Raw genomic sequence first — 26,705 nt, 5'->3', positions numbered from 1 at the left:
CCCCCGCACCGCGCTGGAACCCCTCTACCCCGACCGTCTCGCCGAGGACTTCCTGGCCCTCTGCCTGCCCGGTCACGACACGCCCGACCACGAGTCGGATCCCTGGGCGCACGGCACCCCGGAGGTGCTGCTCACCCCACCGGCCGGCGACGGCCCGCTGCCGCCGTATGCCGCCCGCGCGATCACGTTCCTCACCGCCGCCAGCGACCGCTGGCCCCACCTGATCGCCACCCTGGAAGGGCTTGAGCGTCTCCTCCCGCAGGATCCGCACGACGGCGCGGGAGATCTCACCGTCGCCGCGGCCGACCTCACCGACCGTCTCGCACGCCATCGCCTGCCCACCCTCACCGACCCCGCCGCCCGCGCCGCGCTCTACGACGTGCTGGGCCGCTGGCTCAACGAAGCCCACCGGGAGCAGGAGGCAGCCGCGGCGCTCACCGAGGCCACCCAGCTGTACCGTCCACTGGCCGCCACCGACCCGCGGACCTACGAACCCAAGCTGGCCGAATCGGCGTTCAACCTCGCCATGGTCCTGGCCCTCGGGGGCATCGTGCCCCAGCCGGACGAGTTGCCGGCGGTGTACTTCCTGGCCGGCGGGGAGGCGATACGGCCCGGCCTGGCCCGCCCCGATGAGGCGCTGGCGGCGTACCGCGAGGCGATCAGAATCTACCGCCGGCTGGCCCACGACGACCCGGCCGAACACCAGGAGAAACTCGCCGCCGCGCTCTTCGTGACCGCCCTCTGTGGACCGCACATGGGTGCCGCGGAGGAGTCCCTGGCCCTCGCGCGTGAGTGCGTCGACCTCGTAACCCGGCTGGCTCGCGAGCAGGAAACCGACGGCGACGACAACTCGGTTACGGTTGCGTTGACGCTGGCGGTCCTCGCGGGCAACCTGGTGACCTCGGAGCCGGACGAGGCCGTGGTTCTCGCCCACCAGGCCGTCGACATCCTCCGCCGACTCGTCCACGACAACCCCGCCGAACCCGAACACGAGGCTGTTCTTTACTCCACGCTGGCCCTCCAGGCGGCGATGCTGCTGCGACTGCGCCGCACGGAGCCGGCAATTGCGGTGATCGACGAGGCGGTACGGATCGGTCGTCGCATCCAACAACGGGAGGACTCGGACGGCGACGCCTGGCAGAACACCCTCGCCGTGGTGCTCGGCCTGATGTGGATGCAAGGAGCTGGGGAGGACGTAGCGGCCGGCCTCGAGACGGCCCTGCTCGTAATCCGCCGCGAGGCGCAGCTCAATCCCACCGCCCACGGGGCCGGACTGGCCAACACCTTTCACGTACTCGATCTCCTGCTGCGTCGGCTGGAGCGGTGGGATCTGGTCCTGGCTGGGCAACGCGACCTCATCGACCTCCTCAAGCGCTCGGACGACTCCCTTCGATACGACCTCATCACCGGCGTGCTGGGCGCCAACGGGACCGTCCTGGTGATGCTGAGGCGGTGGGACGAAGTACTGGATGTGATCGGCGAGATGGCCGATGAACTCCAGCGAGAAGGCGCCGCCGGTGGACGCGAATACGCTCTCTTGGGAGCGCTGAGCGCGCTGTCCACCAACGGTGCGGGCCTGGAATATGTCGGCGGCGGATACGAGGAGCTGGCCCAAGACGACATCATCGCCACGCTCCGGCAGATAGCCGCGGCGTACCGCCGGCGGTCCGACGGCGATGGGCAGGAGCGCGACCACGGCTTGGCCGTCACCCTGAAGCTGCTGGCCGAAGCGCTGTGGATCATGAATCGGTCATCGGAGTCGCTGGCCGCCAGCGGCGAGGCTGTCGAGGTCCGCCGCCGACTTGCTCGTGACGGGTCTTCCGGACACCAGCACCACCTCGCGTTCGCGATGCAGTACCACGCCCGCAAGGCAGAACGCCTCGGCCACCATGAAGCAGCAGCGGCCGCGGCGAAGGAGTCGGCTCACCTCTACGAGCAACTCGCGCGCGAAGACTTCGCCGAACACGGGAGGACCCTCGCCGCGACGCTGCACATCCTCGCAGTCAACCTGTGGTGGATACAGCCGGCGCAAGCCCTGGAACCGGCACAACGGGCCGTCGAGATCCTGCGCCGGTGGGCGAGCAGCGAACCGGCCGACCAAGCCAACCTCGCCCAGGCGCTGGACACGCTGGCCAGCCTCCTCCACCAGCTGGGACGCGGGGAGGAAGCACGCGCTGCGGAGAGCCAGGCAGCCGAGGTGCATGGCCGGCTTGCCTCCCGAAGCACCGCACCCGCCTGAGATCGGCCGAGGCGTCGGTCAGTCCGGTGCCGAGACAGCCGGGGGCAGGTTGACGACCATCGCGGAGTAGGACAGCCCGGAGCCGAAACCGGCGATCAGCGCGGCGCCGGCCGGAGACTCGCCACCGGCGTACAGGAGCGTGTCCATCGCCAGCGGGATAGAGGCCGCCGACGTGTTGCCCGCGGTGGCCACATCCCGGGCCACCACCACGGACTCGGGCAGCCCGAGCTCGCGCGCCAGCCGGTCGATGATGCGCAGGTTGGCCTGGTGTGGGATGAAGGCAGCCAGGTCGGCGACCTGGATCCCCGCCTCCGCGACCGCTTGGCCGGCCAGTCCGGCAACCTCAGTGATCGCCCAGCGGAAGACCTCCCGCCCGGCCATCCGCATCGTGGGCCAGTAGTCGGGCTTGTCCCGGGCGGCGAGCCAGGAGTCCGGATGGCCGATGAGGCCGCTCTTCGTACCGTCCGAACCCCAGACCGTCGGGCCGATGCCGGGTTGCTCGGCCGGGCCGACCACCACCGCCCCGGCGGCGTCGCCGAACAGGAACGCGGTGGACCGGTCCGTCGGGTCGATGATGTCGCTCATCCGCTCCGCGCCGACCACCAGCACGTGGCGCGCGGTGGCGGCGCGCACCAGGGAGTCCGCCACGGCGAGCGCGTGGCAGAACCCCGCGCAGGCGGCACCGAGGTCCAGCGCCGCCGCCCGGGTCGCACCGACACCGTGGGCGACCTGCGGCCCGGCGGGCGGCGACTGATAGAGGTACGACATCGACGCGACAAGAACCACGTCGACCTCGTCGGCCGCAACGCCGGCGCGGGCGAGGGCCTGCCGTCCGGCGGCCACCCCCATCGCGATGACGGTCTCGTCGGGTCCGGCGAATCGTCGGCTGACGATGCCCGAGCGCTGCTGGATCCACTCGTCGGTCGACTGGATCAGTTCACAGATCGCGGAGTTCGGTACGACCCGGGCCGGCCGGTAGGCGCCGACACCGAGGATGCGGGCACCGCCCGGGCGACGCACGGACAGGTTAGTCGGCATGAGTTTCTCCGCGCAGGTTCGGCAGCCGCTCGGGTTCGCCGGCGCGGTTGCGCCGACGGCAGGCCCGCCGTTGAAGCTTGCCGCCGACGGTCTTGGGGATCACTCCCGGGCGCACGACACGACGTCGTGTGGTTCGATTTCGTGGGTTCGGCCGAGCGCCGCCCGCACCTTGTCGCGGGGCGGTCTCGGTAGCGAGCCGCCAGACGTACGCCGCCCTCACCACGATGATCAACACGAGGCGGCCCTCGCGATCCGGGACGTCCACAGCGGTCCGGCGACATGACCGGGGCGCGCCACGGGCACCGCCCGCTCGGCCGTCGCCTCGAAGTCAGCCGGGTGGTGGGTGCGACCGTTGATGATGACAAGACCCTTCAGCCGGAAGTCGGGTACAGCACACCATCGCGCCGAAAGCCTATATCGCCGGTACGCAGCCAACCGCGGAAACCGGTTAGTGTTCCCCTCCAGGAACGGAGGGCCGCGATCAAACGCGAGCAAACGACGCCGAGGCTGATCGAGGCGTTCCTGCCCGGTTGGCCCACTGGCCGCCTGACCATGACCAACCCGCCCCAGCGTTACTCACTCCGTTGCAACAGACGCTGAGTCGGCTCGGTGTTCTCAGCCGAGAACTCCCCCTCGGTTAAGATCCCGGCGTCACGCAGTTCGCCGAACTTCCGGAGCAGTCGGCGTCCGCCTGTTGGCGATGGCCCGCAGGGAGCCCCACGAACCCAGGGAGATTCCGATGCCGAAGCCTGAGCCCGCCCAAGACGACCACGCCGACGAAGCCTTGCCGGCCACGACCGAGACCGAGACCGACGAGCCTGCCGTCTACGCAAATCGGGCTGCCCGACGTGGGAAGAGCAAGGCCGCCTCGCCTCAACCGCACCGGAAGAGTCAGCGCCTCGACGGCCGAGGCTCAGTCCAGAGCCCACGCCAGTGGGGCAACCGCCGAAGCGGCTGACCCGTCGCTAAAGCCTTCATCGGCACACGGCTCCGGGCGTCCGCGGCGATGGCGGCGGGGGAATTAGCACGGGAGCAACCAGGTCTGCGTACCTCGACGGGGCCGGCCACGGCCGGCGGAGCGGGCGTCACTGCCTGCCGAAATCGCGGTCGCTGCCTATGGCGCCCCTCAGATCCAAGGGGCGAGCTACTCCTCCAGCGCCCGCTTGAGCGTCACAAAATGGGCCCCGGCCTACCGTCGTGACACCCATGAACCAAAGCCGGAGAGGCATCCGATGAGCAAACCCGTCGATTACGATGCGCCGCGCCGACCCGCGGTTGACGTTGAAACGGCAGCCTGGAGGAGCTCGAGGCGCGCAGCGCGGCACCGCAGTCGGCGACAGTCGACCTTGACGAGGCCGAGGCCGCCGAGAACTTCGAGCTGCCTGGCGCGGACCTGTCCGGCGAGGAACTGACCGTGGCGGTCGTGCCGATGCAGTCGGACGAGTTTCGATGCACTCGCTGCTACCTCGTGCAGCATCGCAGTCAGCTCGCCGCGCGGCCCGACGGCCGGGAGGTCTGCCAGGAGTGCTCCTGACAGACCTTGTCAGGCCACCATTCCCGCCACCCCGGTCTACCACCCCGCCGTGCGCCAGCGAGGTTCCCGCGGACGCCCGACTCGGATAGGGGTGCAGTTTGTGAACAAGAGCGTGGAGACCCGACCGGGCCGGTACAGGAGGTATCCGCGGAGCGCCGCCTATCCCATTTCTGAGCGGATGTCGGGCGAGCGGGTCTGCGGGCTGATCTGCGCCGCGTCGTGATGCCTAACGAGCTGTCGGCTTCTGGTCGGCTTCATCCTCGACACGGAACGGGGTGCGCAGGCGGGTCATCGCAGTCGAACTCACGTCGACGGCCGGTGTGTGGTCGAAAGTCGCATTCGCTTCCGGTGCTTCGCGGAACAAATTCGAGTCATCAGCGGTTTCATGATTCAAGAGCTGCCCCTAGGTTTGCGCGCAACGCGCGTCCCACCCGCTCGCACAGGCAAGCCGGGTGCCAGAATTGAGCGGGGCGGACGCCGGCCGCTCGCCTGGAGCGTCGGATCCGTTCCGCTTCGCCCCTTCGAACCCTAACCCGAAAGAGCCGTCGTGTGCGGCCCGGCCGGGGTGCGGGTAGATTGATCAAAGAGTCCGCCGGTCTGCGACCGCGGCCTGCATCTGATGTCGACCACCACGCGCCGCGACCAATCGGTCAGCGCCGTGCAGGGCGACCCCTTCCACGTTCGGAGACTCCCATGGCGGCACGCCGCCCCAGCAAGACACCGCTTGTCACACCCACCTCCTTCGCCGACCTCGGCGTGCCCGGCCGGCTGGTCGCCGCGCTCGAGCAGGTGGGCATCAGCACGCCGTTCCCGATCCAGGCCGCGACGCTGCCGGATTCGCTCGCCGGACGCGACGTGCTAGGTCGCGGCAGAACGGGATCGGGCAAGACGTACGCCTTTGCGCTCCCGGTCCTCGCCCGGTTCTCGTCCGCCACGTCTCCGCGGCTGCCCGGCCGCCCGCGCTCGCTCATCCTGGCGCCCACTCGAGAGCTGGCGACCCAGATCGAAGCGACGATCGCCCCGCTGGCCGCCGCGCTGTCGCTGCGTACTCTGACGATCTTCGGTGGGGTGAGTGCGCGGCCGCAGGTCAGTGCACTGCGCGCCGGGGTCGACATCCTCATCGCCTGTCCCGGACGGCTCGCCGATCACGTTTCGAACGGCGACGCGATCCTCGACACCGTCGAAGTCACCGTGCTCGACGAGGCGGACCACATGGCCGACCTGGGCTTCCTGCCAGTCGTACGGCGACTCCTCGACAAGACACCGCCCCGCTCCCAGCGACTGTTGTTCTCGGCGACGCTCGACGCGGGCGTCGACGTCCTCGTACGGCGGTACCTCTCCAACCCCGTCACCCACAGCGTCGACTCGGCGACGTCCCCCGTCACGGCAATGACCCACCACGTGCTTCAGGTACGTCACGATGACCGGCTCCCCGTCCTGGTCGACCTGACGGCCGCGCCGGGGCGAACGCTCGTATTCACCCGCACCAAGCGGGGCGCCAAGAAGCTGACCAGGCAGCTGGTCGCGTCGGGCGTACCCGCCGTGGAGCTGCACGGCAACCTGGCGCAGAACACTCGTACCCGTAATCTGGCGGCGTTCTCCGCCGGCGACGCCCGCACGCTTGTGGCGACCGACATCGCGGCGCGCGGTATCCACGTCGACGATGTCACTCTCGTGATCCACGCCGACCCGCCCGCAGAGCACAAGGCATACCTGCACCGCTCGGGGCGGACCGCGCGCGCCGGAGCGAGCGGCACCGTCGTCACCCTGATGACCGACGACCAGGTCGGCGACGTGCGCGCCCTCACCCGCCAAGCCGGCATCAATCCGACGATCACCCGGCTTCGGCCCGGCGACTCGCTGCTCACCGAACTCGCCCCGGGCGAGCGCCGCTTCGTGACGCCTCCCGCAGCGACGACGGCGCCACATCACGGACGAGGCCACAGCGGCGCCGGGCGGCGCGCGAATCCGCGCACAGCGACGGGCGGATCGACCGCCGGCGCAACGCGCGCCAGAGGCACGGAAAGTCGGCGGGCGAGCGCCGGGGAGACCACGTCCGCGCCACGAGGCGCAGCGGCGTTCTCTGCGGGCGCGCGGGTTGGTAGCCGGCGCGGTCGGCGCTAACAGCGAAGACACGCGGACCCGTGCTAACCTCACCGGGTCGTAACCTTCGGTTTGTCGCATACTTTGCCAGCGCCTGGTGGGTATTCAACCCGCCAGGCGCTTTTTGTTCTGCCGGTTTCTCGACCAGCAGCGGTGGCAACCGAGGAAACATACGTGGCTCCATCCGTTGCGCAAGGAGAAGACATGGCACTCGGCACAGTCAAGTGGTTCAACGCGGACAAGGGATTCGGTTTCATCGCGCAGGATGGTGGCGGCGCTGACGTCTTCGCCCACTTCTCGGCCATCTCATCGAGCGGGTTCCGCAGTCTGGAAGAGAACCAGCGGGTCGAGTTCGACGTCGAGCAGGGCCAGAAGGGCCTTCAGGCCGCCAATATCCGTCTGGTCTGACGTTGGCTCCGCCAAGCCGTGGCGACGCGGTCTCAGCCGTCGCCACGGCGATGGCTGAGACCACAGACCAGCGATCGACGCTCCGTTCCCACACCCCGGCCCTTCCCGGCCTCGAACCCCTGCTGTTGCAAGCGCTCTCCTCCCCCGAGTACGCGGCCGAGACCGGCAGCATCGACCGGCTGCTGCTGGCCCCGGTGCCACTGGTGCCGGAGGTGCGAACGGTCACGGCCGAGGACGCAATCGTCCTCTGGGCACGACTCGAAGCCGCAGCGGGGCACGTCCTTCCGCCGCCGTACTGGGCGTCCGCCTGGAGCGGCGGGCAGGGACTCGCGCGTTACATCCTCGATCACCCGGACACCGTGGCCGGTTGCCGCGTCCTCGACGTCGCATCCGGCTCTGGACTGGTCGCGATCGCCGCGGCGGTCGCTGGCGCCGCCGAAGTCACCGCCAACGACATCGACCCCTACGCGATCGCGGCAATCAATGCCAACGCCCACGCCAACGGCGTCGAGTTGATCCTGTCGTCGAGTGACCTGCTCGACGGCGACGCTGACGGCGTGGATGTGGTGTTGGCCGGTGACGCGCTCTACCACCCGGATGTGGCGGCCCGAATGCTGCCGTTCCTCGCCCGCGTCTCCGCGAACGGCGCTCGGGTCCTGGTCGGCGATCCGGACCGGGGCCACCTGGCCCATGACTGGCTGGAACGGCTGGCGACGTACGAGGTGCCGATGAGGGGTGCTCCGGAAGACGCACAGCTTCACCGGACGAGCGTGCTCAAACCACGACGCGACAAGGTGGACGACCGGCGCCTACCGGCCCGCGCCGTCGATGCCGTCCGTCCCGGCTGTTGCCGCGCGGCGCTTCAGACAAGCGGGCGGGCCCGCAGTGGTGTCTGCGGGCCCGCCCGGTCCTGATGCCGGCCCGCATCGGTCAGTGTTGGTTGAGGAGCTGGCCGCGTACGGCGCCGGGGAATTCTGCGGTTTCAGGTTGGCGCAGTAGTCGAACGACCAGAACGGCCGGACCCCGTACGCGTTCCTCAACGACAAAGCCGGGGCCAGCGGCTGCACCGACGAATGCGTCGCCACCTGGCGGGCGCTGATCAGCCCTGCGCCCGCCACGACCGGCACGGGCGCCAGCCCAGATCTGCGCTCGCAAACCGATCGGGCGGAGGGGACCCGTCAGGCCACGTACGGCGACTGGCCCCTTCACTACTACGTCGGTGACCTCGGCCCGGGAGATGTAGACGGACAGGGAGTCGACAACGTGTGGTTCGTCATCGACGCCGACGGAAAGCTCATCAAGACGACGCCCCAGTACGGCAGCCGCCGTTCGGGATCGTGGTTTGGGCGAGGTGGCTGATCGGGGGGGGATGATGCAGGCGTTGATCAAGAGGTGGACCTCGTTGACGCTCAGCTTGATCAGCCTCAGCCCGGTGCCGGCGCGGTCCCGGTCGGCGGCGCAGATCGTCAGCACGGCGAGGGCGGCCAGGGCGAGGGGATGAAGCGGTGCCAGGAGTCCCAGCGGCGGACCTGGTTCTTGGCCGCCTGGAAGGCTTCTTCGACGGTTCACCGGATCCCGGCGACCCGGACGAGTGCACGAGGTGGCCGGCATGGCGTCCCGCAGCGCTATCTACCGGTGGGCGTGTTACGCCGGATCAGGAGGCTGTGCCGGCCGCTGTCGGCACCCCGCGCTTGGCGTCGGGCGCCGACAGCTGCACTGCACCTGCTTGGCGGCGGATCAACACTCCGAAATCTTGGATGACGACATGATTATCTCGACCACCCGCTGCCTGTGAAGTGGCACGTACCACCCGTCGCAGAAATAGTCTGTGTCGCCATTCGAGAATGTGATGTACCCCGACCATCCGCCCGCACGGAGAGAGTATCCCTCTGAATTGAGAGAGTACACATCGCTACAGTTCTCACCCAGCTCTTCAGCGAGTTGCTCCCAGAAGGCGAATAGTACGTGTAGCTGAGTTCGGCTCCGCGCCCCTGACACCCCTGGATCTCATTCGCCGCCGCTGCGGACGGGGCCAGTGTCATCGCAACTGCCACGCCTACAGCAGACAAGACACCTGCCATCATCTTTCCGGTTCCCAACTCAGCCTCCACCCGTGAATTTAAACCACCGACTGTTCGGCAATACATAATCCAGCCAGAGACATCCATCAACACTGATGACTGTCAGTAGTGTGACATGGCCCTGACTACGGTGCAATGCCGATCGTGACAGCAGTGTTCACCCGTTCGCCGTCGACGCCGTCGGGGATCATGGTTGAAGTTCGAGGCTGGGGCGGCGCGTGTAGTGAGATCGCCGGCCTCGGGCCTGGTGTTTGGCGTCGTCAGCCTGACCAGCGCAACGGGTGGGCGAGGACGGCGTCTGCCGTACTCGCTGCATATCCGTTTCGGATTCAACGCACCAGCGACTGCAGGCAGCACGCCGCGCCGCACAAGGCCGAAGAGCACATCGCGGCGGCACAGTAATCACTTCGCCCACCACAGAGGAGGCCGAGCGGCTGGGCGCCATCCTGCGAGACCTGAGCCACGCACCTGGCCGTCGCTGCCCACCGTACTGCGACCACCCCTGGTTACCCGGGTGCCGCGCATACTCAGCGGCAGATCCGGATACGGCATCCCAACGACTTCACCCTTTGCGGCTGGCAAGAGACCATGACGCCACGTTTGCGGTGCTCCACGCTAGACCGCGGCCAGAATCCGCGCCAGTTCCGCCGCCCGCGTCGCCATCGGCCAATGTCCGGATTCGATGTCGACCAAATCGACGCGCTTGGCCCGGGCCAGTTCGGGAACGTCGCCCGCACCGATCCACTCCCGCGCCTGCTCAGGCGTGAACTCGGGGCACACCACCACGACAAGGTACGTCGAAGCGCCGCTCATCCGTCAGCTGCCGCCACGCGGTGCCGGTCACCCTGCCGGGTCAGGGTGACGGGAACCTCTCGGGGTTTCCGCGCCGACTCATGCAGCTTCAACCGGCCCAACCTCGGCAATACCACATCCTTACGATCCGGCGCGACTCGGATGGTGCCGGTGGTGAACCGCACCGACGGTGTCGTGCGGCGGCGGGACTTGAACCGCAGAAACCGCACCGGCCGACCCACCCGCTACTAGACACCAGAGTCCACCACCGATCGCTGAAGAACGCCAGGAAGACAGCAGCTGGCAACCCGCGATGTACGCCCAGGAGTGGCTGATCGCCGTCCCGTTCGACTTCTCCGTGGAGCAAGGCCCCGAACTCCCTGCCGCCGTGGCGGCGGTCGCGGCTCGTATCGGCGCGGCAGTCTCGCGTCAGTCCCGGAACCCCAGCAAGGAACGGTTCATCGGGCACAGAGCAGCCGGCCACGGTCGTCCACGTGAACATTCGACCTGAGCTGATGCCGCCTTCCGTCGCGGGAACGCTCAACTCAGGGACCGGTGACGGCCGCGGAGATGACGGAGAAGAGCGCGCCGGCGAGCAGAATCAGTCCGGTGGGCGCGCCGACGACGGCGCTGACCGTCAGCTTCCGAGCGCGGGCGATGGGGATCGCGGCGAGCGAGGCGACGGTGATGAGCGCGGCGACCACGTGGATCATCGGATAGCCGATCAGGGCGGCGACCGGGAAGAGGTGCACGCCCACGACGAAGGCGATCCACACCGAGATCAGGTCGCTCCGACGGCGGACGGCGAGCAGGACGGATCCGAGGGCGGCGGCGCCGAACTCGATGCCGACCACGATGCCGAAGGCAGGGCTGGTGTCCTCGTCGAACGCGGTGCCGTCGTGCCAGTGTCGCCAGGTCAGCAGGCCACCGGCGATCGCGGTGAGAATGCTGGTCACCGAGCCGGCCGCCAGGAATCCCCGCCATCTGGGTGGTGGGGCTTCTTGAGCCCAGCCGAACCAGCTCGAAGCGAAGAAACCGAAGATCACGGCGGTTGCCGCAAGGTCACGCACGTGCTCGGTGATCACGCCACCCCCGTTGTCCGTTGAGGACGATCCACGGCAGTTTAGTACTCCAGCGACACATCACGATCTTAGGGGGCATGCCGTAACGCTCAGTGAAGACGCCGCCGGCGGCCGGGGTGCTACTCATCCATTCGGGGCGATGTCGTGCAGGTGAGCGCTGCTGGGTACGAGTCAGATCGCGCGTGCCGACCGGCGAGGGCCGGAGGCCGGACCGGCGGCCCGTCAGGGGCGAAAGAATTGCTCGGATGTTCGCGCCGAAGTCGTGGTGCTTACGGGATTACCACGCATAGATGATTCCGGTCATTCACGCTCGTCGTGAATTTCCGTTATCCGATCGCGGTCGTACCGATCACCAACGACGATCGCCTACGGCCAGCCTTCGTTCGCCGCCCGCCGCTGCGCCTCGTACGGGTCGGGCCGCGCAACGGCGAGGACGGCGACGCCCTCGGCGACGCACCGGCACGCGGGCGCTCCGGAGATCCCGAAACCGGCGCCGCCCACGGTCGCGGCCCCGGCCTCGTGGATCCGAATCAGCCCCAGAATGCCTGGTAGAGCCCCTGGGGGCCGGGAGCGGGGCAGCTGACGCCCTCTCGCGGCCCTGCCTGTCGACCGCTCTACGCCGGCATCCCGCGCTGTCCGAAGTGACCCGATCTGCCATGCCATCAGGTTCGACGCCGACTCCCTGCCGAGACCACGTCACCGGACCGCCGAGCCACTCCCCCGGGCGTCCTGTAACAAGGTGCCAGGCAGCTTCTTCTGACTATTCCCCACGACGACGCGGCCTCAGGATTTAGATGTGCCGGACGGAGCAGCCGGACGAAAAAAGCCAAAGACCTGGGGGAAACGAAATGAAGAAGATCGCCCTGTTCGTCAGCGCACTGGCCGTCACCGCCGTGTTCTTCGCCCCGACCGCCGCGCACGCCGCCGAACCGACGACCCCGGACACCGCCACCACGTCGCCGTACAACGGCAACTCGACGGCCTGGGATTAGGCAGCGACGACCGTTCCTCGGCCACGGCGGCCCGACGGGTCGCGCTCACGAGGATCGGCCCGCCGATGACAGGGCCGACGAGAGGCAGTAAACCGATGGCGGAGACAGTACCCATCACCCCGATCGCGGGATTGATCGTCGTCGGACCGCGTGGCGAACCGACCAACCTGCACGATCTGCTGACCGAGCGCACCGCGCTCTGGCAGCGGACCCGGACCCCGGCCGGTTCGGTGAACGGCATGCCGTGGACCACCGAATCGGTCGACGCCGCCGTCCGCGACGCCGTCCGATCCGTTGACGAGGCCGACGAACCGCGGGCCGCCGTCGTGGACCCGGAGCACCGGGCCACCACCCTCCTCACCCTTCTCGGTGAGGGCCGGACGCGCTGGACCGGCATCCGTAGTCTCACCGATCTCGACCTGAGCCCGGAACACGTCCATGCGCCGGCGAACAGCCTCACGATCCTGTCGCCGTGGACCGGGTTGCTGACCCCCGAGCCGCTGCCGGCACCCGACTCGATGCCGATGCACGCGGCCGCGGTGCGGACGACCGGCTCCGCGCAGCCGCACCGCGGGCTGGGCTGGGCCGGTGACGCCGACCTGGCGCTACGCCACGCGGTGCTGGACGGGCTGCGGTCGATGTCCGCGAACGCGGTGCCGGCCGCCGGCCGGGTGGTCGTCGGCGCCTCCGGCACGACGGAGTGGACGTGGCTGCTCGACGGCTCGCTCACCCTGCTCAGCGGGTACAGCCGGGACGCCCGGCGGCACCCCCTGCCCGACACCGGCTTCGACGTCGTCGTCCGCCACGTCCCGCAGTTGAGCGGGCCGCTGCGGCTGGCCTCCGTCGTAGGCCGGTCCTCCGACTCGGTCATCGCCGCAGCCTGGGGCCGGCAGTCCGACGAGGCGATCGACCACGCCGTCAACGCGGCCCGCACCCGGGCGCTGGTGCCTCCCACACCGCCCCGAGCGACGGTCGCGGACCTGCCGGAGACGGCATCACTGATCAGCACCCTCTCCCCGGACGACGTCCGGCGCCTGCTGCACGACATCCACGCGGTGGTCTTCGGCCGCTCCGGACGTCGAGTACTGGGCATACGCGTCGCCTCCGACGGGCTGCTCGGCCGTCAAGACCTGGCTTGGGGGCCGGTCTGGCTGGGGTGATACGCCACACCCGCGCCATGCGGAGGACCAGGACGCCCGCTGCTTCGGTGTGCTCGCTCACGGTGCACAACGCGGGGTCGTTCGCGTTGCTTCGCCCGCGCCGCCCGCGAGCCGGTCTCGCGGGATGCCAGCGAGGTGACAGCGAGACGTAGGTCGATCGGTCATCGGCACCCGGTGGAATGAACTTGTCGACAAGACAGGGCCGGAGCACACAAGCCCCGGACATTCCACTGAGGAGAAGACATGAACATCGACAACAAGATCGACCTGGCGGACCTGGCGAACGAGATCCTCGAACTCGAGTCGGAGACCTTCGAGATCTCGGACTACTCGGACGCCAGCGCCGTCCTGCTCGCCGGCTCGACCAGCTCGAGCTCCACCAGCACCTGCTCCAGCACCACCAGCACCACCTCCTGCTCCGCCTGATCCATCCGCAATCAGCGGCGAGCGGTCCCCTCGGAACAGTTCACTGATCCGAGGGGGCGCCACCCTCGACCGCGATCTCCCGGTCGGTCGAGATCCCAGCTCGGCGTGACGGCCGCACGGCGGTGTCCTGACCCGCCCGGCCGCGCCGACCCACAGGCATCATTTCCGCCCCCCGAGCAGCCCCCTTGGACGGTCACCCGTCCAAGGGGGCTGCTGCCGTTGGCGAGGCGCCGGCCCGCGACGACGACCCGGACAGCCAGGCGCCGACGCGGACATCGAGGCTGCGACCCGGACAGCGTGGCGCCCCGCCGGAAGGAGACCGGCGGGGCGCCTCGCGTCGCGGTTACGGGAACGGGTGCGGGACGATCCGCAGGTCGTCGTCGGTCAGGTCGGTGGTACGCAGGCCGGCCTGCCGGTGCGCGGTGCGCAGGCGCGGCATCTGCAGGGCCCGTTGCCGGGTCCAGCCGAAGTCGATGGGGAGCAGGCCGGGCACGATAGTGGAAACCGTGTGCAGACCCATCCGGCGCTGTTCCGGGGTGGTCTGGTTGACCACGATCACGTCGAAGCCGGCCCGTTCCAGCTCCTTCTGGCAGGTGCGCAGGTCGCTGAGCAGGTCCCGGGAGTCCGGGCTGCCCGGCGGCCGGATGTCCTGGATCGGCCGGTGCCCAGGCGGTTCGAGATAGGTCCGGGCGTGCGCGGCCATCCGCGGTAGGCCGAACAGCTGGGCGTGGTCGCCCAGGTTGGCGCAGAGGGTGAAGTCGTCGGCCATCGCCTCCAATTCGTCCCGGCGCTCGTCGACCTGCCGGGACAGGTGTGGAATGTAGGTGAGCACCTCGGAGAGCGCGCCCTCGACGGCCGCCTCCGGGTTGAGGCTGGCGCCGGCGGCGAAGGCGAGGGTGCCGGCGCCGCCGTCGCGGCGTACCGCGAGGCTGGTGATGACGGGAACGGCGAGGTCGATGCGGTTGTCGAAGACGTGGACGTCGTAGCCGCGGAAGGCGGCCCGGTCGACCATGGCCCGCACCGCGGGGCTGCGGCACGAGTCCAGGTCGATCTCGGTGAGTTCGGCGTTGCCGTACCAGGCGAGCAGGAACGCGTCCCGCTCGATCAGCTCCAGCAGGCCGAAGAGGATCGCTTCCTCCAGGCAGCTGCCGGTCGCGCAGCCGTTGGAGGACTCGTAGACGAAGTTGTCGTTGGCGTGCCCGGAGGCGTAGTAGGTGAGGCGGGCGGGCACCAGCATCGGCCGCTCGTCGCGCAGCGAGTAACCCCACACCCACGGGATCGGCTGGTCCGGTGCGAACGGCGCGACCATCGGATCGGTCCGGTAGGTCGACGCCGAGTACTCGCCGCAGCTGCGCGGGTCGAGCGCGGTGTCGCCGAGGTCGGTGTACGCGGCGACGAGCGGCTGGATGCGCTGCCGCTGGTGGGTGCCGGCGTACCGTTCCATGCCCTCCAAGAACGCGAGGTCCTTGCTGGTCCGGAAGGAGTTGGCCTGCCCGCTCCAGGTGACGTCGACGAGGCCGGCGTACCCGCGGATGAAGACGCTGCCGGCCACCGGTGAGGTGGTGGGTGAGGTGACGTCCAGCCAGGTGCCGGCGCCCAGGGTGCCGCAGACCGGGTTGGCCATCGCCCCGGTCGCCAGCGGGTACGCCGTCGTCGAGGTGAGCCGGTAGCCGTCCGGGTCCGGTTTGTTGCGTGAGACCAGGTTGAGAGTGGCCCGGTCCGGGGTGGCCTCCTCGATCGGCGCGCAGTTGGGACAGAGCGGGTCGGTGAGCAGCGGGAACGTCAGTACGTGCAGGGTTTCCAGGTCGACGCGGGTGACCTGCGGCAGGCTGAGGTCGGCGGTGGCGTGCCAGCCGCCGGCGGCCCGCCGGCCGATCGGCCCGGAGCAGCCCAGGACGGCCGCCTGGTACACCGACCAGACGGCGTCCACGACGTAGTCGGGCAGCACCGGCCAGGTGCCCGCCGGGACGACGGTGCCGCCGTGCTCCAGCGCCTCACGTTCGGATCTGGTACGCAGGCGCTGCCACCGCATCGCCAGGCACTGCCCGCACGCCTCGGCGTCCGGGTCGCCGCCCCACGGGCCGATGAGCACGGCCTGGGCGGTGAGGTGGACGTCGGCGGCGCCGCGGATCGGCGCGAGCCGGGTTGCGGGTGCGCCGAACACGTCGACCGCGCCGACGGTCGCCACCGTCGGTCCGGCTGCCCGCGGGGTGTCGCCGACGTCTCGCCGGAACCGGTCGGTGAGGGCGTCCTGCAGGAGCAGGCGGGCGAATTCCATGGGGATGCTGTCGATGCCGGCTCGTGTCGTCGTGGTGGTCATGAGTTGTTGCTCCAGCGGAAGGTCTTGACCGCGAGCAGGCCGAAGACGACGGTGAAGCCGGCCAGGGCGGCGCTGTTGACGCCGATGGTGACCAGGTCACCGTCGCCGGTCAGGGCGGCCGAGATGCCGTCGTTCATGTAGCGCAGCGGCAGGACCCGGGAGATGTTCTGCAGCCACTCCGGCATCAGGGTCAGCGGCAGGAACGACCCGGACAGGAACGCCATCGGCACCATGATCGAGTTGGCGACGGCGGCGACGGCCTCGGGGGTGTTGGTGCGGGACCCGACGACCACCCCGATCGACAGGAACGCGGTGACGCCCAGCAGCAGCACCGGCAGCGCGAGCGGCCAACTACCGGCCAGGGCGAGGCCGAACACCGGCAGCAGGGCCACACCGACGAAGAGCACCGCCTGCACCAGGCCGACGCCCAGCGCGCCGGTGTAGCGGGCGCCGAGCACCGAGGTCACCGAGGTGGGCGTCATCCGGATCAGGCGCAGGATGTCGTCGTTGCGCCACTGCATGAGCGTGAAGGCGATGCCGAACAGGGCGGCGTTGGCGACGCCCCAGGAGAGCACCCCGGGTGCGATGTAGTCGATGTAGTTGCGTCCCGACCCCTCGACCTGCTGGCCCCGGAAGATCAGGCCGAACACCACCAGGAAGATCAGTGGAAAGGCGAAGGTGAAGAAGACGGTGGTCTTGTCCCGCACGGCCGCCTTGTAGTTGGCCGTGCTCAGTGCCGCGAATGCGCTCACGAGTGCGCCTCCGTTCCAGTCAGTTCCAGGTAGACGTCTTCGAGGGTGGCGGTGCGGGTCTGCACCTCGTCCAGGCCGATGAGGTCGCCGACGGCCGCCAGGGTCGCGCCGGCGGCGGTGGTCTCCAGCACCACGGAGCCGCCCTCGACGGTGACCCGGCTGACGCCGGGCAGCGACGTGGCCCGCTCGGTGGTGATCCGGTCCACCGGCACCATCACCCGGGTGGGTGCGTGCGCCGCGCCGACGAGGCGATGTGGGGTGTCGAGGGCGACGACCGAGCCGCCGACGACGATGGCGACGCGGTCGCAGAGCGCCTCAGCCTCGTCGAGGTGGTGGGTGGTGTAGACGATCGTGCGGCCCTGCGCCTTGAGGTTGCGCAGCACCTGCCACAGGTCGCGGCGGGCCTGCGGGTCGAGCGCCGCGGTGGGCTCGTCGAGGAAGACCAGCTCCGGCTCGTGGATAAGGGCGCCGGCGATGGCCAGCCGCTGCCGCTGGCCGCCGGAGAGGTTGCCGACCCGCTGGCCGGCGTGCTCGGTGAGCCCGACGGTCGCCAGCGCCCGGTCGGGGGCGTCGGCGGGCAGCCGGTACAGGGCGGCCACCGTGGCCAGGTGCTCGCGGGCGGTCAGCCGGGCGAAGAACGCGCTCTTCTGGGTCTGCAGGCCGATGCGGGGCAGCAGCGCCACGTTGCGCGGCCATGGGGACGCCCCGAGCACCTCGATCGTGCCGGAGTCCGCCTGACGCAGGCCCTCCACGATCTCGATCAGCGTCGTCTTACCGGCGCCGTTGGGGCCCAGGATGCCGAAGAACTCCCCGCGCCGGATGGTCAGCGAGATGCCGTCGACGGCCTGCACGTCGCCGTAGCGCTTGCGGACGCCGTCGAGCACCACGGCCGACTCGGTGGTGGTCTGCACGGCGGTCTCCGCGCGGCTGAGCGTCGACGGTTCGATGCCATGGGTCATGGTCATTTCTGGACCTCTCCTCTCCGGCCGTCGGCCGGCTTGCGGGGCAGCACGAACGACACCCCGATCAGTACGGCCAGCCCCGCCGAGACAGCCCCGGCGACCGGCCCGAAGTGGGCGGTGATGAGACGGTGGACGACGGCCGCGACGACCGTCACGATGCTCACGACCAGCACGCCCGCTCCCAGCGCGTAGCCGAGGTGGGCGAGCCGGGCGTGCCGGGGATAGTCGGCCGTCCCCGGTCCGCGGCCGATCACCGCGGCGAGCGCCCGGCCGGCGTAGCGGCGGCTGCCGCTGGCCAGGTGCAGCACGCCCAGCGAGTGCGCGAGCATCTTGTAGCCGTCCATGGGCGGCAGCGGCAGCAGGAACAACGCGGCCTGCGCGAGTCCGAGCAGCAGCAGCGCGCCGAGCAGCGGCCGGGCCGGGTCCTGCGCGGACAGCAGCAGCCAGACCGGCAGCACCGGCAGCAGCACCAGCAGGTTCACCAGGATGCCGGCCGACGCGGTCGCCACCTGGTGGCGGCGGCTCCGCAGGAACAGGTAGTCGTCGATCCGGCAGTACATGATGACCACCGGCAGCTGCCAGCGGATCCCGATCTCGCCGACGGTGCCACCGAAGTGGTGCGCCACCACGCCGTGCCCGAGCTCGTGCAGACCGACGCTGACCCAGAGCGCGGTGGCGACCGCCATCAGCGCGACCGGGTCGGCGAAGACCGTGGCCGTGTCGGCGGCCAGCTCCGGCCCGTACCGCACCGCCCCGGCGAGCATCGCGGCGATCGCCGCGAACGCCGGGATCAGGAACCAGCCACGGAAGACGAATTCGAAGAACCGGTGCAGCCGGTCGGTGGTGGCCGCCGCGTCGCTGACCAGTCGTACCGAGCCGCCGAGCGGGTTGCGCCGGTCGGGCCGCTTCGCCGCGGCGGGCTCCGGCGTCGGGCAGCCCTCCAGCAGGCCGCGCACGGCGAGCAACCCGAGCAGCTGCTGCCAGGCGCCCGGGCCGAGCACCCGACCGAACTCGGCCGCGTACCCGGTGGCGATCTCCTCGCGCGAGGTCACGCCGTCGAGGCGGGTGAGCACGAAGTGCTCCTTCACCCCGATCTCGAAGGACCGGTCGGCGATCGGGTCCCGCACCAGGTGCACCGGCGCGCCGTCACGCAGGTAACGCCCGCTGACCTGGATCCCGGCCCGGATCGCCGGCCCGGCGACGACGGCGGTGGTCATGACGAGCCGCCGTGGTCGCGCAGCGAGCGGCCCAGCATGTACGACAGGTACGCCTCGTCGGTGATCGTCACGTGCAACCGGTTGTTGGTCATGTGCAGGTACGGCGACAGCAGCACCGGCAACGCGATCCGCGGATCGGTGTGGACCTCGTCGCGGGTGCCGTCCCAGGAGCGGAACACCAGCTGCCCCCGCTCGGCGAGCTCGGCCGCCCGGCGGCGCAGCTCCAGACAGTGCTCGGCCCAGCCGCGCAGCAGTCCGGGCAGGTCCTGGCCACCGGTGGTGCGCAGCGAGTGCCGGATCTCGGCGAACCGTCGGCCGAGTTCGCCGCCGATCGCCGCGTACTGCTGCTGGTACTCCTCGTCGCCGGCGTAGTTGGTGTCGGTGAACGCGGTGCGCCAGAACGTGTGATACCGGTTCAGGTATTCGGCGAGGTCGTCGGTGTCCGGCAGGAAACACGCCGACATCACCATCATCAGCTGCGCCGAGGTGCCGAGCAGCACGGTACGCAGGTGCAGGTTCTTGGTCCGGATCGCCTCGACGACCATCTCGCTGGAGTACGCGAAGTGCCACTCGGCCAGCGCGATCCCGGCCTCACCGCCGTACTTGCCGTACTCCGGTTCGTACGGCTCGTAGCTGTACGAGTTGTTGTCCCGCAGGTTCATCCGGCCGTCGCCGCCGAGGTAGGCGGACTTCTCCTCCGCGGAGAACTCCATGTCGAACAGCGAGTTGTAGAAGTCCTTCAGGAACCCGGAGTCCACCTGGTACAGCGCCGGGCGCACCCGCAGGTACGCGGTGATGGCCACCTCGGCGCGGCGCTTCACCTCGACGGTGGCCGCGACACTCGCCGGCTTGAGCCGCAGCCGCACGTGCGGGCCCTCCAGCCAGTAGTTGATGAAGAAGTGCCCGGCGAGCAGCCCCTCCGCCTGCAGCTCGGCGATGAGCGGCTGCACGCACTGCACCAGCAGCGGCTGCGGGTTCGCCGCGTAGTAGATGTGGATGGCGTGCCACTCGCCGGCTGCCACGTCCGCGGCCGGGTCGATGAGGGTGTCGGTCATGGCTGCGAGTCCTCTCGCGTGGCGGGGAGAACGGACGGAGACCGCAGGGTCTCCACGGCCAGCTCGGCGACGTGGTCACCGCGGCTCGACCGCACGTGCAGGGCGTCCTCGTCGGGCAGCATCTCCCGGAACACCACCCGGGCTCCCGGGCTCTGCAGGAGACCGTCGAGGGCGTACAGGGACAGGTAGCTGGCGAAGTCCACGTACTGCGGCTTGCCGCTTCGGGTACGGCCGTCGCCGGCGGTCTCGATGACCGTGGCGAACGTGCGCACCGGCACCCCGTGCGCCGCCCGCCAGCGCTGCCACGCCAGGAACCAGTCCTCGTCGGTGGTCTGCGGCGACAGCCGCGGCAGGTGCTCGCCGCCGACGCTCCAGGACCGGCGGCCCAGCACCAGCTTGCGGTGGCGCACCCGCGGTCGGTACGTCACCCCGTCGCGCGGTTCGCTCTCCGGCACCCCGCCCCACAGGTTGACCGGCGCCAGCGACGACGGCGACAGCAGCAGCAGGGTCCGGGGGATCTCCGGTAGGGCCAGCGGCACCAGGTAACCCAGGTAGACCGGGATGACCTCACGGTCGAGCCGGCGAGACCGCAGCACCAGGCGGTCCTCGTCCTCGTCGTGGCGCAGGTACAGGTCGTCCAGGTGCAGCTGGTCCTCGACCGGCACCGAGCTGGTCTCGCCCGGACAGACGATCTGGTAGGAGGTGAGCCGCCCGTGCAGGTTCAGGTTGGTGACCGCCGCGCCGCCGGTGATCTCGGCGAGGACCGCCCCGTCCGGCTCGATGTCCCGCCCCTGACGCAGCAGCCGCTGCGCCAACCCGTCCGGCTCCAGCTCGTCGGCCGGCGCGTCGAAACAGTGCGTGAAGCGGCTGAACGGGAAGAACAGCCCACCGTACGACTGGTTCAGGACCGCGACCGGGTCACCGGGCCGGTCCGCGAGCTGCACGAAGTGGCTCTGCGGGGCGAACGCCGGGACCACCGGCGCCAGGTGCGCGGCGACCGCGTCGACCGCCTCGTCGTCCAGCGTGACCTCCTCGGCGTCCGCGGACACCTCCCAGGCGGCGCGCATTCGGGCGTGCAGCTCACGGCGGGCGTCGTCGAGGGCGGTGATGCCGGGCAGCCGCAACCAGTTGGTCTCCGGCACGTACTCGCCGTCCTCGAACTCCTTGCGACGGCCGCTGAACGTCAGGTACTGGTCGTAGAAGTCCTCGTGGAAGTCGTGCACCAGCTTCAGCAGGTCGTCGCAGCGCCCGCCGCGGCCGTACCGGGCCAGGAAGAACCCGGTGAAGGTGATGCGTTGCGGCAGGGTCAGGTCGAACGCGGGCAGGACCCGCTCCACCGAGCGCAGCGAGTCGGCGAGCAGCTGCTCCCACGCCCGCCGGTCGAGCGTGAGGTCGTCGGCGCCGGCCCGGACGTCCTCGTACAGCAGGGTCCGGGGCAGGGTCGCGGCCTCGTCACCGAGACCGCTCTGCAGCCCGTGCAGGCTCGCGCGCAGCCGGCTGAGCAGGTCGCGCCGCTCGGCGTGGCTCGCGGCGGCGTACCTGTCGACGTACCCGATCGGCTCGGTCAGCCGGTCGGCCAGCTCGTCGGCCCACGGCCGTTCGATCGCCCGCAGCGCCTGCTGGAAGTCACGCAGCGGATCCCGGCTGTGCACGTCGGTCTGCAGGAACGGGAACTGCAGCATGCCCAGCTGCATGAGCGCGGCGAGGTACCTGTCGCACTCCTCGGCGGTGGCCTGCTCCGCGTCGCCCAGCCACCGGGTGAGCTCCCCGAACCGGACGCCCGGGGTGCGCTCCATCATCCGCAGCATGCGCTCCAGCACGCCGGTGCGCTGCAGAAAGTAGAGCCGGTCCGAGGCCGCGTCGAAGGTCACCGCGGCGTCGTCGTCGCCCGCGGTGACCCAGCGGCGGACGAACCGTACCCGGTCGTCGTCGTTGCGCCAGCCGGAGGCGACCCGCACCGGCAGGTCTGCCCGGCGCTCCGAATCGGCCAGGACCAGCTCGGCGAGCCGGCCCAGCACCACCACGTTCAATCGGGGGTGGCTGGACCAGTCGTCGGCCACGGCGACGGCGCGTCCGGTGCCGGGGGCGTCGACGAACCGGCCCACCTCGACCGCGGTGAACGTGCTGAACGGGCTCGGCTTGCACGCCGTGCGGTACAGGTAGGACAGCACCGAGCGGGTGATCCGCCGCTCCTTCTTGCCGGGCCGGCCCGTGCCCTGAATGAACGAGTCGAGTTGCGCGTCCATCGACGGCGAGGCGAGCAGGACACCGCGGCGCAGCCGGTCCTCGGCGGCCAGCCCCCGCAGCCGGGCCGTGGTGCCGGCGAGCTCCGCGCGGACGATCCGCCCGCCCTCGGTGCGCAGGTCGTCGACGCGGCGCCGGGCGGTCAGCCAGACGGTGAGCCGTTCGGCGGTGCCGGGGTTCAGGCCCGCCACCAGGTCGACGGCGGCGTCCGGGTCCTGCGGCAGCCGGTTGTTGAACACCTGCCGGCGCAGCTGCAGCAGCTTACGGCGGACGAGGTCGTCGTCGTTGTCGTTGATCAGGTCGTAGAGCAGGTCGCTGAGCGGGCTCGCCGTCTCGGCCAGCAGCCGCTGCTCGTGCAGCAACTCCTCGGCCCAGCGGCAGCTCTCCGGGCAGCGCAGCGCGCCGACGGTGGCCAGCGGCAGACCCGCGACCCGGGCCACCACACGGGACCGCAGGGTCCAGGAGGTGGCCGCCGATCGCACGTCGGGTTCGGTGGTCAGGGTCATCACGGACTCCGTTCGAGTCGGTTGATCAGGCGATGTCATAGCGGAAGTCCGCGGGACGGGCCCGTTCGTGGCCGAGCAGCATGATCAGCAGCGGCGCCTCGCCGGTGCCGGCGAGATCGAGCTCCTCGATGAAGGAGATGTTGTCGAAGCCCAGCGCCACGCCCCCGCCGACGTCGAGCGCCGCCGCGGCGGTGTAGAAGTTCTGCGAGACCGCGCCGATCGTGGCGTTGACCAGGCGGTAGCCGCGATCCCCCACGGCGTCGAGCACCGCGGTCGTGCGGATCGTCGGCACGATCACGACGCCGGCCTGCTCCAGGTTGTAGTTGGACAGGAAGTAGTTCTTCTGCAGGAACGGTCCGGGCGGGCCGTCCTTGACCAGGTGCAGCACGTGCCCGACTGGGTCGTACTCGTAGGCGCCGGGCGGCACGCCGTCGACGTGGTTGACGAAGGCGTACAGCTTCGTCAGCCGGACCGCTCCGGCGCCGCTCGCCTCGTCGGTGAGGGGCGCCCGGGCGCTCGCCGCGAGTGCCGTGCCGAGTTGTCCGGCGGTCAGCGGCACCTTCGCGTCGAAGCGGCCGAAGCTGCTGCGCCGCCGCCGCAGGGCGGCGCGGACCGGGATGTCCAGGGCCGTCGGGGGTGGTAGGGCGACCCGGCTGCGGCCCGGCTGCGGCGGATGCGCGGCGGCGGCGTCCAGCGCCCCGGCCGCGGGCGCGTCGGTCGCGCCCGCCACGGTCGCCGCGTGGATCTTGTGCATCTGGTCGAAGGTCAGGACGGTCCTGGACCGCTCCTGGTCCCGGTGACGAACCGACACCCGCGCCGGTTCGCCGGCGCCGGGCCGCGCCGCCTCCCAGGCCAGCGGGACGACGGCGAAGATGCCCTCCTCCTCGTTGGCCACGCCGAGCAGGTCGGCCAGCCGCGGCTCGTCGAACCACAGCCGCGGCTCCACGACCCGCCCGCGGGCGCCGGCCCACAGCCGCCAGGTCTGCACGATCGTGCCGATGTCCATGGTGACCGCGTGGAAGGAGAAGCTGTTGTACTTGAAGGAGTTCTGCCAGTACTTGACGCTGAGCAGCAAAAACTGGTCGGTGCCCGGGTCCGCGCCGAGCGCCTCGCGGACGACCGACGTCACGTCGCCGGTCAGCAGGCGCTGCATCGCGTGGTGCTTGGTCGAGTAGTGGTACACCCCCGGCGGCATCGGGCCGCTCGGACCGCAGACCCAGTACACGCTCACCGGGTACAGTCCTCCGCCGGACGCGGTGCCCCGGTTCCAGTTCGCCGTCGTGTACGTCGGCAGCGACCGCAGGTCGGTGTTGGCCTGCACGCCGAGGCGGCGGCCGACCAGCCCGTACGAGTCCTGCAGCATCGAGGCGAGAAACGGCAGGTCGAACGGGAGCGCCGGGTCCCGCCGCGCGCCGTCCAGCGCGTCCTGCACGGTGGCGTCCTCGGCGGGACCGCCGTCGTACAGCGGGAAGGTCTCCACGCCGGGGAAGTACTTCCCCTTACGCGGCTGATCCGGCCAGTTCGGGACGAAGTTGATCGGCTCCATCAGGACGCGGCCGCGGTGCATGATGGCGTCCGCGTAGTCGTATGCGTAACCCATGTCGGTCCTTGTCTTCTCGGGTGGTGGCTCGCGCCTTCACGGGAACGGATGCGGGACGAGGTGCAGGTCCGCGACCTCGAGGTCGTGGGCCCGCAGGCCGGCGGCGCGCAACGCGGTACGCATCCGTGGCATGTGCAGGGCCCGCTGCCGGCTCCAACCGAAGTCGATCGGCAGCAGCCCCGGCACCAGGACGTTGACCGTGTGCAGGCCCAGGTCCCGCTGCTCGGGCAGGGTCTGGTCGACCACCACCACATCGAGACCGTGCCCGGCGACGTCGTCGACGCAGCGACGCAGGTCCACGGCGAGGTCGTCGGCGAGCAGATCGGCGTGGCCGGCGGCCGGATAGACCTCGGCCATCGCCCGGGCGGGGCGGGGCGTCACGAAGAACGCGGCGTGCTCGGCCATCTCCGGCAGGCCGTACACCAGCGGGTGGTCGTGCAGCGCCTGGACGTTGTCGAAGTCGGCGACCATCGCGCGGTAGCGCTGCTCCTCCCGCTCGGCGCGGCTGCGCAGGTTGACCGAGTCGGTGGCGATCTCGCAGAGCGCCGCCGCCATCGCCGCCTCCGGGTCGAGGCTCGCGCCGGCCCCGAAGCAGACGGCGCCCATCCCACCGTCGATGCGGGTCGCCACCCCGATCACGACCGGGACGCCGAAGGTGATCCGCGCGTCGAAGAACCGGGCCCGGTAACCGCACATCTCCAGCCGGTCGACCATCCACCGGGTGTCGGTACGGGCACTGGTGCGCGGGTCGATCTCCGGCAGCGTGACCCGCCCGTACCAGGAGAGCAGGAACGCGTCGCGTTCGATGACCTCCATCAGGCCGTGGTAGATCGCCTCGGCGGCGCCGCCGCCGGAGGCGCAGCCGTTCGAGCTCTCCTGCACGAACCGGTTCTCCAGGCCCGGGGCGTGGTAGTAGGCCAGGATCTCCGGTACCAGCACCGGCCGGTCGTCGCGCAGCGAGTGCCCCCACACCCACGGGATCGGCCGGTCCGGCGCGAACGGGGTCACCCTCGGGTTCGCCGCGTAGAACGCGTCGCTGTAGAGGCCGCAGACCCGCGGGTCGACCGCGGCGTCACCGAGCTCGTCGAAGGACGCCGTCACCACGGTCCGCTTGGCCTTCGCCCGCATGCCGGCGATCCGTTCGAGCCCTTCGAGGACGCCGATCCGGGCGCTGCGGGCGTAGCTGTCGGCGTGCCCGCCCCAGTACGTCTCCCGTAGGTAGCTGTTGGAGCGCAACAGGAACCCGCCGCTGACCGCCGATGTGGACGGCGACAGCGGGTCGTAGACGACGGTCGGCCCGACCGGCCCGCACACCGGGTTCGCGAACGTCTCCACGGTGAACGGGTAGTCGTCGACCGACCGGAGCCGGAACGAGCCCGGCGCCGCCTTGCGGGACGGGCCGACGGCCGGCCGGGCGGCCTCCGCGGTGTCCGGGACACCTCGCCCGCAGGCGGGGCACTCGGCGTCCGGCACCACCGGGTAGCGGTGCACGGCCAGCGTGGCGAGATCCACCAGGTAGACCGACGCGTACTCGTCGCCGGGCCCCACCGGAGCGTGGTCGAGGTGCGCGGTGACCAGCGCCGCGAGGGCGTCGGCGGCGAACGCCACCCGGAACGGGGACCGCCCGGCCTGCCGGGTCGGGCCGCCCAGCTCCAACGCGTCCCGCAGGGACCGCTGCCGCACCGACTGCCACCGCCGGGCCAGGCACCGGGGGCACGCCGGGTGGGCGGCGGGCCCGGGAAACGGGCCGACGAGGGCGTGCTGGCCGTACAGGTGCACGGTCACCGCCGCCGGCTCCGGGCCGTCCGCGACGGCGAGTTCGTCCCGTACGCCCAGCGGGGCGACCGAGACCGTCACCTCCCCGCCGAGCCGCCGCCGCAGCTGCTCCTCGAGATCGGCGCTGTCCTGCGCCCAGTGCTCCGGGGCGACGGCGAGGTCAGGCCGCATCGGGGGAACCGCCCGTCAGCACGACCCGCGCGGTGTGGACGCCGCCGGCCAGCAGATCGGCCGGGGTGGTCGGGACCAGCAGCACGTCACCGCCCGCGGCGCGGACCCCGTCGAGCAGGTCGTCGAAGGTCACGTCCGGTGCCTCGGCCGGTGTGCCGGTGACGGTGAGCACGGCCGGGTCGAAGTCGGCGACCAGGTCGTCGCCGGTGTCGACGTCGGCGCCGAGCTCCCCGCCCACTGTCTCTTA

General features: G+C 70.5%; 17 protein-coding genes and 5 pseudogenes. 10 read left to right on the top strand and 12 right to left on the bottom strand.

Features of this window, described 5'->3' with window-relative positions; translation table 11 throughout:
- Positions 1-2,239: pseudogene (locus E1211_RS32540) on the top strand (hypothetical protein); the annotation flags it as partial.
- Positions 2,240-2,257: 18 nt separating this feature from the next.
- Here E1211_RS32540 and E1211_RS16010 read toward each other — a convergent pair.
- Complete coding sequence (locus E1211_RS16010; protein ID WP_132349799.1) at positions 2,258-3,277, bottom strand: beta-ketoacyl-ACP synthase III; 1,020 nt, start codon at positions 3,275-3,277, stop codon at positions 2,258-2,260.
- Positions 3,278-4,509: 1,232 nt separating this feature from the next.
- Here E1211_RS16010 and E1211_RS16005 point away from each other — a divergent pair.
- The 5 genes and pseudogenes from E1211_RS16005 (at position 4,510) to E1211_RS33915 (ending at position 8,681) form a co-directional block, all read left to right on the top strand.
- A pseudogene (locus E1211_RS16005) lies at positions 4,510-4,811 on the top strand (DUF4193 domain-containing protein).
- Positions 4,812-5,504: 693 nt separating this feature from the next.
- The gene (locus E1211_RS16000; protein ID WP_132349798.1) at positions 5,505-6,935 is read left to right on the top strand and encodes a DEAD/DEAH box helicase; all 1,431 of its coding nucleotides are present in this window, start codon (positions 5,505-5,507) and stop codon (positions 6,933-6,935) included.
- A gap of 183 nt (positions 6,936-7,118) precedes the next feature.
- Entirely contained in the window at positions 7,119-7,322 is a 204-nt protein-coding gene (locus E1211_RS15995; protein WP_091456013.1) for a cold-shock protein, read from the top strand.
- A 125-nt stretch (positions 7,323-7,447) separates the two neighbouring features.
- A pseudogene (locus E1211_RS15990) lies at positions 7,448-8,104 on the top strand (methyltransferase); the annotation flags it as partial.
- Between the two features lie 313 nt (positions 8,105-8,417).
- A complete protein-coding gene (locus E1211_RS33915; RefSeq protein ID WP_132349803.1) occupies positions 8,418-8,681 on the top strand; it encodes a hypothetical protein in 264 nt (87 codons plus the stop codon).
- A 1,337-nt stretch (positions 8,682-10,018) separates the two neighbouring features.
- Here the strand turns inward: E1211_RS33915 and E1211_RS15980 are convergent.
- Positions 10,019-10,226: pseudogene (locus E1211_RS15980) on the bottom strand (alpha/beta hydrolase); the annotation flags it as partial.
- Positions 10,227-10,490: 264 nt separating this feature from the next.
- Here E1211_RS15980 and E1211_RS33425 point away from each other — a divergent pair.
- Positions 10,491-10,706 (top strand): annotated as a pseudogene (locus E1211_RS33425) (hypothetical protein); the annotation flags it as partial.
- Positions 10,707-10,740: 34 nt separating this feature from the next.
- On the opposite strand, the gene E1211_RS15970 reads toward E1211_RS33425, so the two are convergent.
- A complete protein-coding gene (locus E1211_RS15970; RefSeq protein WP_132349796.1) occupies positions 10,741-11,280 on the bottom strand; it encodes a hypothetical protein in 540 nt (179 codons plus the stop codon).
- Positions 11,281-12,125: 845 nt separating this feature from the next.
- Here E1211_RS15970 and E1211_RS32535 point away from each other — a divergent pair.
- The 3 genes from E1211_RS32535 (at position 12,126) to E1211_RS15960 (ending at position 13,855) form a co-directional block, all read left to right on the top strand.
- Positions 12,126-12,269, top strand: coding sequence for a hypothetical protein (locus tag E1211_RS32535; RefSeq protein WP_165947262.1), 144 nt, complete (start codon positions 12,126-12,128; stop codon positions 12,267-12,269).
- 95 nt (positions 12,270-12,364) lie between these two features.
- Entirely contained in the window at positions 12,365-13,429 is a 1,065-nt protein-coding gene (locus E1211_RS15965) for a hypothetical protein (protein ID WP_132349795.1), read from the top strand.
- 249 nt (positions 13,430-13,678) lie between these two features.
- The gene (locus E1211_RS15960; protein ID WP_132349802.1) at positions 13,679-13,855 is read left to right on the top strand and encodes a thiazolylpeptide-type bacteriocin; all 177 of its coding nucleotides are present in this window, start codon (positions 13,679-13,681) and stop codon (positions 13,853-13,855) included.
- 343 nt (positions 13,856-14,198) lie between these two features.
- On the opposite strand, the gene E1211_RS15955 is transcribed toward E1211_RS15960, so the two are convergent.
- From E1211_RS15955 to E1211_RS15915, 9 genes are read right to left on the bottom strand one after another with little or no spacing between them, the layout of a single operon-like run.
- Positions 14,199-16,175 (bottom strand): TOMM precursor leader peptide-binding protein, encoded by a 1,977-nt coding sequence (locus E1211_RS15955; protein WP_207915383.1) that lies wholly within the window; start codon positions 16,173-16,175, stop codon positions 14,199-14,201.
- On the bottom strand, positions 16,172-16,927 hold the full coding sequence (locus E1211_RS15950; RefSeq protein ID WP_132349794.1) for an ABC transporter permease: 756 nt from the start codon (positions 16,925-16,927) through the stop codon (positions 16,172-16,174). Before E1211_RS15950 ends, E1211_RS15955 begins: the two co-directional genes overlap by 4 nt.
- Positions 16,924-17,892 (bottom strand): ABC transporter ATP-binding protein, encoded by a 969-nt coding sequence (locus tag E1211_RS15945; RefSeq protein WP_243709542.1) that lies wholly within the window; start codon positions 17,890-17,892, stop codon positions 16,924-16,926. Before E1211_RS15945 ends, E1211_RS15950 begins: the two co-directional genes overlap by 4 nt.
- The gene (locus E1211_RS15940) at positions 17,889-19,106 is read right to left on the bottom strand and encodes a peptidase M50 (RefSeq protein WP_132349793.1); all 1,218 of its coding nucleotides are present in this window, start codon (positions 19,104-19,106) and stop codon (positions 17,889-17,891) included. Before E1211_RS15940 ends, E1211_RS15945 begins: the two co-directional genes overlap by 4 nt.
- Positions 19,103-20,161 carry a lantibiotic dehydratase C-terminal domain-containing protein gene (locus tag E1211_RS15935; RefSeq protein WP_132349792.1) on the bottom strand — a complete coding sequence of 353 codons (1,059 nt, stop codon included), beginning with the start codon at positions 20,159-20,161 and terminating at the stop codon, positions 19,103-19,105. The genes E1211_RS15940 and E1211_RS15935 overlap by 4 nt, the downstream gene beginning before the upstream one ends.
- The gene (locus E1211_RS15930; protein WP_132349790.1) at positions 20,158-22,911 is read right to left on the bottom strand and encodes a lantibiotic dehydratase; all 2,754 of its coding nucleotides are present in this window, start codon (positions 22,909-22,911) and stop codon (positions 20,158-20,160) included. The genes E1211_RS15935 and E1211_RS15930 overlap by 4 nt, the downstream gene beginning before the upstream one ends.
- A gap of 25 nt (positions 22,912-22,936) precedes the next feature.
- Complete coding sequence (locus E1211_RS15925) at positions 22,937-24,511, bottom strand: SagB family peptide dehydrogenase (protein WP_132349788.1); 1,575 nt, start codon at positions 24,509-24,511, stop codon at positions 22,937-22,939.
- 36 nt (positions 24,512-24,547) lie between these two features.
- Complete coding sequence (locus E1211_RS15920; RefSeq protein WP_132349786.1) at positions 24,548-26,458, bottom strand: TOMM precursor leader peptide-binding protein; 1,911 nt, start codon at positions 26,456-26,458, stop codon at positions 24,548-24,550.
- Positions 26,448-26,696: a hypothetical protein gene (locus tag E1211_RS15915; protein WP_132349784.1), complete on the bottom strand. Its 249-nt coding sequence runs from the start codon at positions 26,694-26,696 to the stop codon at positions 26,448-26,450. Before E1211_RS15915 ends, E1211_RS15920 begins: the two co-directional genes overlap by 11 nt.
- Positions 26,697-26,705: the final 9 nt, after the last annotated feature.

The organism is Micromonospora sp. 15K316, from assembly GCF_004348525.1.
Lineage (GTDB): Bacteria > Actinomycetota > Actinomycetes > Mycobacteriales > Micromonosporaceae > Micromonospora.
This window is presented reverse-complemented; position numbering and strand designations above follow the sequence as displayed.